The 12,888-nt window shown below is 42.7% G+C and carries 12 protein-coding genes; 9 read left to right on the top strand and 3 right to left on the bottom strand.

From position 1 onward, the window contains the following. The first annotated feature begins 19 nt into the window (after nucleotides 1-19). Together GC093_RS33750 and GC093_RS33745 are read left to right on the top strand one after the other, a co-directional pair. On the top strand, nucleotides 20-946 hold the full coding sequence (locus tag GC093_RS33750; protein WP_171656348.1) for an NAD(P)-dependent alcohol dehydrogenase: 927 nt from the start codon (nucleotides 20-22) through the stop codon (nucleotides 944-946). Between the two features lie 118 nt (nucleotides 947-1,064). Beyond that, the gene (locus GC093_RS33745) at nucleotides 1,065-2,111 is read left to right on the top strand and encodes an NAD(P)H-dependent flavin oxidoreductase (protein WP_246315801.1); all 1,047 of its coding nucleotides are present in this window, start codon (nucleotides 1,065-1,067) and stop codon (nucleotides 2,109-2,111) included. Between the two features lie 204 nt (nucleotides 2,112-2,315). On the opposite strand, the gene GC093_RS33740 is transcribed toward GC093_RS33745, so the two are convergent. Next, a complete protein-coding gene (locus GC093_RS33740; RefSeq protein WP_171656346.1) occupies nucleotides 2,316-2,771 on the bottom strand; it encodes a CBS domain-containing protein in 456 nt (151 codons plus the stop codon). Between the two features lie 192 nt (nucleotides 2,772-2,963). Between GC093_RS33740 and GC093_RS33735 the strand changes: the two genes are divergently transcribed. After that, nucleotides 2,964-3,386 carry a MarR family winged helix-turn-helix transcriptional regulator gene (locus tag GC093_RS33735; RefSeq protein WP_171656345.1) on the top strand — a complete coding sequence of 141 codons (423 nt, stop codon included), beginning with the start codon at nucleotides 2,964-2,966 and terminating at the stop codon, nucleotides 3,384-3,386. A 152-nt stretch (nucleotides 3,387-3,538) separates the two neighbouring features. Here GC093_RS33735 and GC093_RS33730 read toward each other — a convergent pair whose 3' ends face one another. Together GC093_RS33730 and GC093_RS33725 are read right to left on the bottom strand one after the other, a co-directional pair. After that, nucleotides 3,539-4,324: an SDR family NAD(P)-dependent oxidoreductase gene (locus GC093_RS33730; RefSeq protein WP_171656344.1), complete on the bottom strand. Its 786-nt coding sequence runs from the start codon at nucleotides 4,322-4,324 to the stop codon at nucleotides 3,539-3,541. Nucleotides 4,325-4,440: 116 nt separating this feature from the next. Next, the gene (locus GC093_RS33725) at nucleotides 4,441-5,079 is read right to left on the bottom strand and encodes a TetR/AcrR family transcriptional regulator (RefSeq protein ID WP_171656343.1); all 639 of its coding nucleotides are present in this window, start codon (nucleotides 5,077-5,079) and stop codon (nucleotides 4,441-4,443) included. A gap of 279 nt (nucleotides 5,080-5,358) precedes the next feature. Here GC093_RS33725 and GC093_RS33720 point away from each other — a divergent pair, with 279 nt between their 5' ends. The 6 genes from GC093_RS33720 to GC093_RS33695 all read left to right on the top strand — a co-directional run bounded on the left by GC093_RS33720 (nucleotide 5,359) and on the right by GC093_RS33695 (nucleotide 12,677). Next, nucleotides 5,359-5,646: an STAS domain-containing protein gene (locus tag GC093_RS33720; protein ID WP_171656342.1), complete on the top strand. Its 288-nt coding sequence runs from the start codon at nucleotides 5,359-5,361 to the stop codon at nucleotides 5,644-5,646. A gap of 44 nt (nucleotides 5,647-5,690) precedes the next feature. Further along, nucleotides 5,691-7,775, top strand: a complete 2,085-nt coding sequence (locus GC093_RS33715; RefSeq protein WP_171656341.1) for a sensor domain-containing protein — start codon at nucleotides 5,691-5,693, stop codon at nucleotides 7,773-7,775. Then, complete coding sequence (locus GC093_RS33710; RefSeq protein WP_171656340.1) at nucleotides 7,772-9,088, top strand: globin-coupled sensor protein; 1,317 nt, start codon at nucleotides 7,772-7,774, stop codon at nucleotides 9,086-9,088. The genes GC093_RS33715 and GC093_RS33710 overlap by 4 nt, the downstream gene beginning before the upstream one ends. A 475-nt stretch (nucleotides 9,089-9,563) precedes the next feature. After that, complete coding sequence (locus GC093_RS33705; protein ID WP_171656339.1) at nucleotides 9,564-9,890, top strand: potassium channel family protein; 327 nt, start codon at nucleotides 9,564-9,566, stop codon at nucleotides 9,888-9,890. A 108-nt stretch (nucleotides 9,891-9,998) separates the two neighbouring features. Further along, nucleotides 9,999-10,625 carry a nitroreductase family protein gene (locus GC093_RS33700; protein WP_171656338.1) on the top strand — a complete coding sequence of 209 codons (627 nt, stop codon included), beginning with the start codon at nucleotides 9,999-10,001 and terminating at the stop codon, nucleotides 10,623-10,625. Between the two features lie 219 nt (nucleotides 10,626-10,844). Then, a complete protein-coding gene (locus GC093_RS33695) occupies nucleotides 10,845-12,677 on the top strand; it encodes a UbiD family decarboxylase (protein ID WP_171656337.1) in 1,833 nt (610 codons plus the stop codon). The last annotated feature ends 211 nt before the right edge of the window (nucleotides 12,678-12,888 follow it).

Genomic DNA, 12,888 nt, shown 5'->3' with positions numbered 1-12,888 from the left:
TTGAGGTTGGAGGAAACCCATGAGAGCGATTGTATGCACAAAATACGGATCACCCGAGGTTCTGGAGCTCAAAGAGGTAGAAAAATCTGTTCCCAAGGATAATGAAGTGCTGGTAAAAGTTCATGCGACAACCGTAACATCAGGGGACTGTAGAGTTCGAAGTTCCAACATTCCTATCTTGTATCAGATCCCAATGCGATTATTCTTAGGTTTCAGAAAACCAAGAAAATCTATTCTGGGGACGGAGTTAGCCGGAGAAGTTGAATCAATAGGCAAAGATGTAAAACGATATAAGAAGGGCGATCAGGTTTTTGTATTTACTGGGATGAGTTTTGGTGCTTATGCCGAGTACATGTGTATGCGTGAGGACGGATTGATGGCAATAAAACCGGCCAATATGACCTATGAGGAAGCCGCTTCCGTACTTTTTGGGGGAACCACAGCATTGCATTTTCTTAGAAAAGGAAATATCCAGAACGGTAAAAAAATGGTTGTCTATGGAGCTTCTGGAGCTGTAGGGACCGCCGCGGTACAGCTTGCCAAGTACTTTGGGGCAGAAGTTACGGGGGTATGCAGTACTACAAATATAGAATTGGTGAAATCTCTGGGAGCGGATAAGATCATTGATTATACGAAAGAGGATTTTACGAAAAGTGAAGAACATTATGATATCATCTTTGATGCAGTTGGGAAAACCACAAAATATAATTGCAAGAAAGCACTAGTTCCGAACGGGAGATATCTGTCAGTTGAAGGGCAGGGGGTCGCAAAGGTTCGTACGGAAGACTTAATTTTCCTCAAAGAGCTTATAGAGATGGGGAAGATAAAATCGGTCATAGATAGATGCTATCCGCTAGAACAAATTTCTGAAGCCCATCGATATGTAGAAAAAGGGCACAAGAAAGGAAATGTAGTTATCATGGTGAAACATGATAACAAAACTTAGCATATAATCGTGGTGAAGATCAACAAGCGGCAATACAATGTGGCTAGCGAGTAATAGGAATAGGTTAAATCAAGGAGGAAATCATCTGAATATTCAACTCAAGACGGATCTTTGCGAAATGTTTCATATTCGTTATCCACTCTTTTTAGCAGGAATGGCTGGGGGGCCATCGACGGTTAAGCTGGTAGCTGCAGTGTCTAATGCAGGGGGGCTTGGAACGCTGGGTGCAGCATATATGGAGCCGACTGCAATTCGTGAATCCATCATAGAAATCCGTAAGCTGACAGATAAGCCTTTTGCAGTTAACCTTTTTGCGGCTCAGACTTCAGACAACAATACTAGAATCGGAGAAGTTCAGCGAGAGTTAAACCGGATGCGGGATGTGCTTAAAATACCCCATGCCGTTGCGGATCCCGTGAGGACTCCAGATCTATTTGAGAAACAATTTGCTGTTTTGCTCGAAGAAAAGGTACCTGTCATCAGCACAGCATTCGGTATTCTTCCTGAGCCTTTAATGCAGCAAGCTAAGCTAGCTAAACTTCTTGTTGTTACGATGGTAACAACTGTGAGTGAAGCACTCTTGGCGGAGCAAGCAGGCTGTGATGCAATAGTTGCCCAAGGCAGCGAAGCGGGTGGGCATCGAGGAACGTTTGATATTACAGAGCACCCGATGGGCGCCAATATTGGGACGTTTGCTTTGGTACCGCAAATTGTGGATCTTGTTAAGATTCCAGTTATTGCTGCGGGAGGCATTATGGATGGACGTGGACTTGTCGCCTCACTTGTACTAGGAGCACAGGGGGTTCAGATGGGTACGCGATTTCTGACAGCGATTGAATCTGGTGCGCATGAGGTCTACAAACAGGCACTGTTGGAAAGCACGGAAGAAAGCACAGTCATAACCAAAGTGTTCTCAGGTCGACCTGCAAGAGGAATACGAAATCCATTTATTAGGCAGTGGGATGCCAGTGGTATAGAGCCTCTGCCTTTTCCAACACAGAATACGGCGACTCGTGATATAAGAAATGCCGCTAGCCGTCTGAGCAATCCAGACTATATGTCATTGTGGGCAGGACAAGGTACAAGACTGCTGACTTCTGGACAAACTGCAGAGGATATTGTTGCTGAGACAATCCGACAAGCACATTCGATATGCCTAAGATAGCAAATCCCTTTGACTTATATATTCTTATACCCGATTGAAGAACTGGGATTATTTGTTTAACAGTTTAATGGTAAGGCAGCATTTCAAGCTGAAGTCGATAAAAATGCACCTCGCGTTGTGGTTAATGGTGGTAGTAGGCTCCCATTTTCCATTTTTCGCTTCGGTGCATTTTGATTATTAATGAAACTGTTATTGATGGAACCTTTAAAGGATCGCATTAAAGGAGTGACGGATGACATCACCGCGGCTAATGATACCCACTAAAACCCCATTACGCTCAACTGGCAATTTTTTGATTTGCTTTTCACCTAAAATAGCAGCGACATATTCAATTTCTTCATCCCATCTAGCTTTGATTACCTTTTTCTTAGCGATACTCAAAACATTTAAATCGAGTATTTTCTTTGCCCTTTCCTCAAACTCCTCATCGTCTCCTTTCACCACGTTCACGAAGTAAACTGTATCCAGGATGATGTCCTTATGCTTGCCGATATATCGCATAATATCACCGTCACTTATATAAGCAACGATTTCATTTCTCTCGTTAACAATTGGAAGACCGCTGATGCGATGCTCAATAAACTTTTCGATGACTAAACGAACAGTATCGGTTTCTTTGACTTTATAAACGTGAGTATTCATGATCTCATGAGCTTGCATGCTAATCCCCACCTTTTTATCAGGATATTGATTCATAGAAACTAGTTGTATTATACAACTACATGGCTGTACGATACAACCATTAAATAAAGTCAAGAATGTGGTTAGCTGGAAGGCTGAGTGAAGAATTGACAAACGGCTGTGGTGGGTTATCATGGTTCCTATGAGGAATAATAATGGGGTGGTAAAGGAATGAATGAACACTCACTTGAAACCATAGAGCTTGAAATGGCGGTCTTAGTTCGACGCATCAATTCTCTTACATCTGACTTTAGGAGACTGGACCGATCTGCTTATTTGCTTTTACATCAATTATCCATTGAGGAAGCCTCAGGAGTAAAAACCTTGGCTAACAATCTCAAGTTGGATATTTCCACAGTAAGCAGACAAACCGCAGCTTTGGAGCAAAAAGGCTTTGTTTCCAAAGTTCCCGATCCACAGGACGGAAGATCCCATTTTTATCAGATTACGGATTTGGGATCCAAGGAATTGATCGAATACAGACAAGAACGATTGGACAAAATGGTAACATTGCTAAATGGATGGTCTGATGAGGAGTGCCAAAGCTTCGGGGATTTATTGAAAAAGTTTAATGATGCATTGATGAGAAATTAAAAGATAACGATTGAAAGATAAACGCCGAATAATAGCATATAAGATATAAAGTAAACGTCACTACTTTAGCGTAGTGACGTTTTCCTTGAGTATGAGATCCACCGCGGGGCAGAGTGAAAGCGTAGAAGCAGATTTTAGAGTAGTCCTAATATTTAATTACGTGGTCGGAGAGTACGTTCAACAATGCCTAGTGTAAAATGACGGGAGAAAAATCTTGAAACCTGGGCGACCAAATAATTTTGACGACCGGATATAATATGACTACGCCCTTGCTCGAGAGCTCTTAGAGCATTAGTTACAACGGCTTCGGGTGTTTGCCTGGAGCCAACGGATGCTTCATTCGATCCTACAATATCAAAGAATGAGGTATCCGTTGCACCTGGACAGAGTGCGAGAACCTTAAGCCCACGTTTACGATTTTCAGCCCAAAGCGCTTCACTAAAGGAGAGCACGAACGCTTTGCTTGCTCCATACACGGCCATATAAGGATCGGGCTGAAATGCGGCCGTGGAAGAGACATTAATTAAACCGCCATCCCGATTACGTAACAAATCAGGCATGAATGCATGTGTGATGTCGACTAGAGCAGCAACATTAAGCATCACTTCTTCATGCTGTCTTTCTGCAGAAACTTGCTCAAAGTACCCATAGGTGGCGAAGCCTGCATTGTTGATTAAAAGATCAACCTTTAAATGATGTTTTTGAACCTCATGGAGTAAAGCTTGTGAAGCTCCCGATGTGGAAAGATCAAGTACGATGACTGTTGCTTTAATCTTGTAAGCAGCTGAAAGCTCTGCAGCCAGCGCATTTAATTTCACTTGATTACGTGCAACCAAAATGAGATTGCATTTCTTGGCAGCCAGTGAATGGGCAAATGCCTCACCAATGCCGGATGATGCACCTGTAATGAGAGCCGTTTTATTGGAATAATTAAACATAAAAATTAACCTCCGTAGTAACGTAATTTTATTTTGGTAACACTGTTTCTTAGGACTAAAGATGAACTGAAGTCATCTGTTGAAGGGACTTCAGTATACTTTATTTTTGATTCATTTTATGATAATATGGAAGGCTTCTTAAATGCAGAGAGCGTATTATTCAGTGTGAATGCATAGATCTCTTGGGCCATACTTAAGCTTGAAAAATGACCGGCAAACTGAAGATGTATGACTCCGTGTAAAGCTGACCAAAGCATTTGAACAATAAGTAACGGGTCATTATCTTTAAATTCACCTTGCTCAATAGTGCGTATGACGGTTTGCTGAATTCGTGAAAGTGCAGTAGCAGTGCCCTCGAGGCTTTGTTCATCCGGCTTGAAATCAGATAACGCCCCACCGAACATCATTTTGTAATAGCTGGAGTGGAGCTGTGCAAATTGCCAATAAGCCCAGCTAAGAGCATTCAACTCATCCATTACTTTTTCTGTGACAGGTACTTGTTGAAATGCTTCAGCTAATAGCCGGCACCCATCCATATACATTTCATTGGCAAGACCGTCTTTACTGCCAAACATACTGTAGATAATTTTGGTGGAACAACTTAATTTCTGAGCGACTCGTCGCACGGTTACTGACTCAGGCCCTTCCTCTATAAGGAGGAGACATGCGGCATCGATGACATTCTTACGAAGTAATTGTTGCTGTTGAAGCTTCGCTTCCGAATAGGTTGTATAGGAATGCGAGGGCTTTGACATAAATTAATACACCTCCTTAAAAGCCTTATTGAAAAAAGCTTAATGTTCTTTTGGGAACGGTAACAGTGTTTCTTTATAGAATCATTGTATTATCGTTAGGAGTCTTTGTCAATTATTGAAATTTGGATCCAATCAATACTTGACCACGAATGTGATCAATATCATATGTTAATATTGGCAATTAAGGTATAGTCAGGTATAACTACCCTATTTAAGCCTAATAGGGAATAATTCTACATCATGACAATTTCGTTTGGAAACTCCAAAGGAGGTTTGCTTATGTGCTATGAAATTAAAAATAGCGACCAACATATTGACGTCTTACTCACAGGAATTATCAGCGTTCAAGAAGCGACCTCTATCAGGCAGAAATTGTTTCCCCTCATCCAACAAAGATTTCACAGCCTCACCTTCCATCTAGGAACCGTCACGGAATTGGATAGCTCGGGTCTAGGTTTATTACTAGCGGTCCAGAAAATAGCTATGGATTGCAATGCACATGTTGCATTTAAAGATGTCAACGCACAGCTGAAAGAACGTCTAAACATGGCCGGTATTACGTTATAGCATTTGGATGCAGCAGCGGTATTGAAGTAGAGAGGGGTTCATAAATGTATCGAAATATAGATACCCTTTGGAGTAAACACGCATCAGAACACCTCGTATTGCCATATGCCCACATATTTCATGACTCGCGGGAAGCCATTATGGTTACGGACCCGTATGCGAGAATTGTGAACGTGAATCCAGCATTCATCGCCATTACTGGCTATTCAGAATCGGAAGTCATCGGACAGAAGCCAAGCATATTGAAATCAGATTGCCAAGGTTCAGATTTCTACGTCAAGATGTGGGCAGCCATTCATAAAGATGGCAAGTGGCATGGAGAGATATGGAATCGCAGAAAAAATGGGGATATTTATCCAGAGTGGCTCTCTATTCATTCCGTAAAGGACGAAAATGGGGTTTTGATTAATTACGTGGGGATGTTTTCGGATATGACTCATCGTAAAGAAACCATTTCCAAGCTTAGGCTGCATGCACAAGTGTTCAGTAATGCCAGTGAGGGAATTATGATTACGGACAAGCAGCTCCAAATTTTGTCGGTCAATCAAGCCTTCACCAAGATGACTGGATACACGGAAGAGGAAGCTTGCGGGCATACTCCAAGATTGCTTCACTCCGGCCGACAGAATCAAATCTTCTATATTAAAATGTGGGAAAGAGTTCACGCGACTGGGTTTTGGCAAGGAGAAATATGGAATAAAAGAAAGAACGGGGAGATTTACCCCGAGTGGTTGTCCATAACGACCCTGCGTGATGAAATGGGGAATATTACTAATTACCTGGGAATGTTCACCGATATTACGGAGCGCAAGCAGTCGGAGGATCATCTGAAATATTTGGCTCATTTCGATAAGCTGACAGGGCTGCCTAATCGAGCTTTACTTGGTGAATTGGTGAATGAAGCAATCGAGAGGACGGGAAAAGCCAACGGGATTTTGGCTGTTTTCTTTATTGACCTTGATCGGTTTAAGATGGTTAACGACTCCTTGGGACATAACATTGGTGACAAGCTTCTTCAGCAGGTTGCTGAACGGATGCGCACTGTTGTGGGAAAGATAGGTATCGTGTCTCGGTTGGGCGGGGACGAATTTATTATTGTATTGCAGGAATTGCAGGAGCAGGAAGAAGCTAAGCGTATTGCCAAACAGGTAATTGCTAGTATCAAGAAACCGTTCTGGGTGGAGGACAATGAGCTTTATATCAATGCAAGCATCGGAATCTGCATATACCCGATGCATGGCGGTGATTTCGAGACATTGCTCAAGCACTCGGATTTAGCTATGTATCAAGCCAAAATCCAGAATGGCGGCTGCCAGTTTTTTAACGATAGTATTATTAGAACCTTCCTTCGAAAGCTTGATCTGGAGAACGAGCTTAGATGGGCGATTTCTAGAAATCAATTGACCTTGCTTTATCAACCGCAGGTCAACATAAAAACAGGTCATTTGAATGGAATGGAGGCGCTAATCCGCTGGAATCATCCTACGCTTGGCCCCGTCTCCCCAGTAGAATTTATCCCAATTGCGGAGGAGACCGGTATCATAATGGACATCGGCAAATGGGTGCTTATAGAGGTTTGTAAGCAGCTCAATAGATGGCTCTCTGCATCGTTGGTTGTACCGACAATTGCTGTTAACTTATCAGCAAGGCAGTTTCTAGCAAGGGACTTGGCTTCATCCATAAGTGATATTGTAGGCGAGAACTGCTGCGACCCTCAACATATTGTAATTGAAATAACGGAAAGCAGCAGCATGAACGACATTGAATCGGTCTTGCCCATTTTGCATGAATTTAAGGCATTTGGCTTCCAGATCGCTATAGATGACTTCGGTAAAGGCTACTCAGCGCTTGGTTATATGAAGCAGTTTCCCATCGATATACTGAAGATTGATAAAAGCTTTGTTCAGGAGCTGACAAGCGACTCGAAGAGCGCGGTTATTACGAAAGCGATTATCGATATGTCGCATGGCATGGACCTTCGGGTAATTGCGGAGGGTGTCGAGACGCAGGAGCAACTGGACCGTCTGCGCATGATGAACTGCGACATCATACAAGGCTATGTGATTGATCCGCCAATGTCGACGGAACAGCTCGAAATTCGTTACTTAAAGGGAGTGCGGTCCACATGACAAAATGGTTTGGTAAATCAACCCATCATCGCCTCATGCCATCGAGCGGGTTGAAAGATGTCCTGTTAAATGAAGTTTCTATTGAAGTGGATAATCACAATCAGGAGCTAACCACGCAATTGAAGATGATTGATCTGTCTGCAGAAGATTTGCGACTTATTCGTTCCATGCAACCAGTGATTGTGTCGAACATCGACGAAATCATCGATGCTTTTTATGCGACGATTCTTGAAGTGACGGATCTTAAAGAAATGATTACCAAGCACAGCACACTTGATCGACTCAAAGGTACCCTGAAAGCGCATATCATTGAAATGTTCAGCGGCAGTATTAACGATGCTTATATCCAGAAACGTTTGCAAATAGCCGAGGTCCACCAGCGAATTGGGCTGGAGCCGAAATGGTATATCGGGAGCTTTCAGAATCTGCAGAGTACTTTTCTGAACATCATTTACCGATACACCTTAGATGGTCAGCAGAGCTTGATCTATGGTAGGGCGATAACCAAACTGCTTAACCTGGAGCAGCAGCTGGTTATCGAGGCATATGATAAGAAGAATGTAGAGCAGAAAGAACGATACAACAAGCAAGTGCGAGAAGAAGTGAAGCACAATATTGGTCTTGTAAGCCAAGAGCTTGCCGCTTTAACGGAACAGACGAATGCTTCAACCCAGCAGTTGATCGCTAGCAGCTTTCAGGTGAATGAATCGTTCCTGCATAGCGCAAATATGGCCCAGAGCTCACGTGTGCTGGCGCTAACGGGGTCAGAGAAGGTTAATGAGCTCGAATGTAGGATTGCGTCCATTCATAATCGTTCCTTATTGATGGGGGATTCTGTTAAGCAGCTCATCGAGTCTTCTGAGCAAATTATAACGATTGTGCGGATTGTGCAGAATATTTCCGGCCAGACGAAGATACTATCGCTTAATGCTAGTATTGAGGCAGCAAGATCAGGTCAGCATGGCGCTGGATTTGCAGTTGTGGCGGGAGAAATGAGAAAGCTGTCTGAGGATAGCAGCAAGGCGCTAAAGCAAATTAATGAATTTATGGAACAATCCAGCACGCATACGCATGAGGTTGTGAAGTTAATAGAAGAGGTCAAGCATCAGGTATCTTTGGGGCAGCTAGAGTCAGAGCAAACCCGAGGGATGTTTAACCAGATCCTGCTTTCTCTTGAAAGCAGCTTAAGCGAAATTAATACAGTAGAAACGGAGCTAGAAGCGTTAGTTAAGGTGATTGAAGAGGTTGGCTCGGCGACATTGAAGGTCGCAAGCTCTGCCGAAGATCTAAATGTGGCTACTCAGAATTTCTAATATTTTGAATAAGGAGGCGAAGGGACCGCTAAAACGGTAGGTTCGTCTTTTTGCTATGTCTGTTATTGCGTGGGCTTTTCTACCAACTGAGTCTTGAGAGGTTTTTTCTATTATCATTTCTCCCTAAGATAGCAATCCGGAAGAAATAGGGGACTACTTGATAGGGTGCTCCACAAGATACCCTTCAGCACGCCAACTGTGGCGTGTTTTTTTGAGTTTAATCGAAGCTCATAGAGGGAACAGTGTTCCACGTTTGAGGGTTGAATGTCTTTTCTTCACTATCCCATCTGATCAGGAATGGTTGCTTCGCATAGCATAACAACGGCGGGAAAGCTTGCTAGAGAAATGGAAATTTTGCATAAAGATGAATTTTACAGTAAAGAGTATAGGTACATTCAGAATGCTACATGAACCGATAATTATACGATTAAATCATGCAGGCCTAAACTGCCTTAGACGAAGGGATATGGGCAAAATGATATCATTTTTGTTGACTTTAAAACGATTGCTGAGCGGATTATGGAGAGCATTCAAGCAGAAGAACTTCCAGACACTTTTTGTACTCGTAATGATTATGTTGGCATCAGGTACTTTGTTCTATGTGCGTGAGGAAGGGATCTCGGCGATTGATGCGCTATATTTTTGCGTAACTACTCTCAGTATGGTAGGGCATCCTAGCTTTCAGCCTCAAACGATGCTTGGCAAAATATTTACGATGGTCTATATCATAGCTGGTACCGGTTTATTCCTTGGAATGGTTGGACATATTTCCTATGCGCTCATCAAACAATCGGAAAAATAGGGTTATTTGCTTACATATAATTTTTTACTTACATTTTTAAAGTGACTATGTTATTATAACTAATAGAAAGTTGTTGGAATAATTTACATACGGGGGAGTGAAGATAGAATGAATGCATTTACTGAGCTATTAAAATCCAGGCGGTCAGCTAACAATTTCATATCAGATGTGGAAATCAGCAAGCAGGAGCTGGATGAGCTGTTCACTCTCGCTAAGTTTGCTCCATCAGCCTTCAATTTGCAGCATACGCACTATGTGGCTGTAACGGATAAAGAATTGAAGGAACAAGTACATGAAGCTGCCTTCAAGCAGTATAAAGTACTAACAAGCTCTGCGGCGATTGTTGTGCTTGGAGATTTGGAAGCTTATCGCAATATTGGGCCTATTAACGAGGGATTGTTAAGCCTTGGCATTATAGATCAGCGGGAATTTGATGAGACAGTTAGTAGCGTGCATGCCATGTATGAAGGCGGGGGTGAGAGATTCAAGCGTGATGAGGCAATCCGTAATGCAAGTCTATCTGCTATGTTATTCATGCTGATTGCTAAGGATAAGGGATGGGATACATGTCCTATGATAGGCTTCGATCCTGAACGTATGCAACAAGCTCTTAACATACCCGATCGATATGTACCGGCTATGCTGATTACGCTCGGAAAGGAAGAGCCAAGCAAACAAAGGCCACGCGGCTATCGTAAACCGATTGGGGAGTTTGTTAGTTATAACCGTTTTTAAGCTGGGACTCGATGGTAAGTAACTCAAAAGTAAACCGTGACCTGGAGGATGGACTCTTATAAAGAGCGCCCGTCTTCCGGTTTCTTTGCGTTTATAAAGATTGTAAGAGATAGTGGTGGAGGGGAATTGTCCTTTAAAGGGGCCATTGTTTGACAACTATCCTAAATTCATTTTAACTATAATTAATAGACCTGTACCTTCAGAGATTGGAGAAATTCAATGATATACAGAAATTTGGAAGAATGCATTATCGATTTAGAGAAGAATGGACATTTGGTTCGTATTCATGAAGAAGTTGATCCTTATTTGGAAATGGCCGCCATTCACATAAAGGTTTATGAGTCCGGTGGACCGGCATTATTATTTGAAAATGTAAAAGGCTCGAAGTTCCGCGCAGTATCTAACCTTTTCGGTACAGTAGAACGAAGTAAGTATATATTTCGGCAGACCTGGGATGCGGTACAAGACGTAATGTCCTTGCGTAACGATCCTATAAAAGCAATAAAGAATCCGTTTAAATATATGGGAACCGGTTTGGCTGCATGGAAAGCCCTGCCTCTAAAATCGGATAGTCATCCGGCTGCATTGCAGGAAATAAGTATATCTGACCTTCCTCTTATTCAACATTGGCCGGAGGATGGAGGCGCATTTATCACCTTGCCCCAGGTGTACACGGAGGATCCGGATAAGCCGGGAATTATGAATTCCAATCTAGGTATGTACCGGATACAACTCAATGGAAATGAATACGAAATGAATAAAGAAATTGGTCTGCATTATCAGATTCATCGCGGTATCGGAGTACATCAAGACAAAGCTGTTAAACAAGGAGAGCCTCTTAAAGTGAGTTGCTTTGTTGGGGGGCCACCAGCACACACATTGTCAGCTGTTATGCCCCTGCCGGAAGGCTTGAGTGAAATTACTTTTGCGGGTTTGCTGTCGGGGCGGCGATTCCATTACAGCTATATCGATGGTTTCTGTATTAGCAACGATGCTGATTTTGTTATAACCGGAGAAATTTATCCGGGAGAGACCAAACCGGAGGGTCCTTTTGGCGATCATTTGGGCTATTACAGCCTTACACATCCTTTTCCTGTAATGAAGGTTCATAAAGTGTATGCCAAGCCTAATGCTATATGGCCATTTACCGTTGTGGGCCAGCCGCCTCAAGAAGATACAGCATTCGGTCAGCTGATCCATGAGTTAACAGGCGATGCGATCAAACAAGAAATCCCTGGAGTAAAAGAGGTTCATGCTGTAGATGCTGCGGGTGTGCATCCCTTGCTGTTTGCGATTGGCAGTGAACGCTACACACCCTACCAGCAAGTGAAACAGCCGGCCGAGCTGCTGACGATTGCCAATCGTATTTTAGGTACAGGACAATTGAGCTTGGCGAAGTATTTGTTTATAACGGCAGAAGAGAATCAACCTTTAAGTGCGCATCATGAAGTTGATTTTTTGACCTACATTTTGGAACGTATCGATCTGCATCGAGATATTCATTTTTATACCCAAACAACAATAGATACCCTTGACTACTCGGGAACTGGATTGAATAGCGGGAGCAAGGTTGTGTTCGCAGCATTTGGAGATAAAAAAAGAGAGCTATGCACAGAGGTTCCCAACGTTTTGAATGAGTTACGGGAGGTTGAGCATGCACGCTTAGTGATGCCTGGTATCGTAGCAATTCAAGGGTCCAAGTTTATCAATTACACTGAAGCTCAACAGGAAATGAAAGATCTGAGCGATGCTATTCAGGCAAAAGGTCCGCTCCCTTCTTGTCCGATGTTAATATTGTGTGACGACAGCCAGTTTATGAGTGAAGCCATTAATAATTTCCTTTGGGCTACATTCACACGCAGCAATCCTTCCCACGATATTTACGGTGTCAACAGTTACTACGAGAATAAGCATTGGGCTTGTGATAATGTGATTATCGATGCCCGTATCAAACCGCATCAAGCACCGCCATTAATACCGGATCCAACGGTTGAAAAGAACATCGAGCGACTATTTGTCAAAGGTGCTAGTTTGGAAGGTATGAGGCTGTGATGAGTGGAAAAAGCAGCTAAAAGCATTAAATAGTCAATGCAATAATGAGTGTGAAAAGTAGGTATCCGCTTAAGCAGTCAATGCAAATAAGTACAAAAAGAACCTTTTAGCCCACTATGAAGTGGTAATCTGTAACCCGAAAGACGCGCACTTTTTAACAAAGTGTCTGACTATCTTTCGGATTACGGTTCATGCTAAAGGTTCTTCTTTT

The organism is Paenibacillus foliorum (genome assembly GCF_013141765.1).
Classification (GTDB): Bacteria; Bacillota; Bacilli; order Paenibacillales; family NBRC-103111; genus Paenibacillus_S; species Paenibacillus_S foliorum.
Note: the sequence above shows the minus strand (reverse complement) of the source record. Positions and strands in the feature narration are given on the sequence as shown.

Bases quoted from the DNA above. Each gene is read 5' to 3' on its own strand.
- GC093_RS33745 (WP_246315801.1), top strand. From the start codon at position 1,065: ATGTTTCATATTCGTTATCCACTCTTTTTAGCAGGAATGGCTGGGGGG.
- GC093_RS33715 (WP_171656341.1), top strand. From the start codon at position 5,691: ATGTATCGAAATATAGATACCCTTTGGAGTAAACACGCATCAGAACAC.
- GC093_RS33700 (WP_171656338.1), top strand. From the start codon at position 9,999: ATGAATGCATTTACTGAGCTATTAAAATCCAGGCGGTCAGCTAACAAT.
- GC093_RS33695 (WP_171656337.1), top strand. From the start codon at position 10,845: ATGATATACAGAAATTTGGAAGAATGCATTATCGATTTAGAGAAGAAT.
- GC093_RS33750 (WP_171656348.1), top strand. From the start codon at position 20: ATGAGAGCGATTGTATGCACAAAATACGGATCACCCGAGGTTCTGGAG.
- GC093_RS33710 (WP_171656340.1), top strand. From the start codon at position 7,772: ATGACAAAATGGTTTGGTAAATCAACCCATCATCGCCTCATGCCATCG.
- GC093_RS33725 (WP_171656343.1), bottom strand. From the start codon at position 5,079: ATGTCAAAGCCCTCGCATTCCTATACAACCTATTCGGAAGCGAAGCTT.
- GC093_RS33735 (WP_171656345.1), top strand. From the start codon at position 2,964: ATGAATGAACACTCACTTGAAACCATAGAGCTTGAAATGGCGGTCTTA.
- GC093_RS33720 (WP_171656342.1), top strand. From the start codon at position 5,359: ATGTGCTATGAAATTAAAAATAGCGACCAACATATTGACGTCTTACTC.
- GC093_RS33705 (WP_171656339.1), top strand. From the start codon at position 9,564: ATGATATCATTTTTGTTGACTTTAAAACGATTGCTGAGCGGATTATGG.
- GC093_RS33740 (WP_171656346.1), bottom strand. From the start codon at position 2,771: ATGCAAGCTCATGAGATCATGAATACTCACGTTTATAAAGTCAAAGAA.
- GC093_RS33730 (WP_171656344.1), bottom strand. From the start codon at position 4,324: ATGTTTAATTATTCCAATAAAACGGCTCTCATTACAGGTGCATCATCC.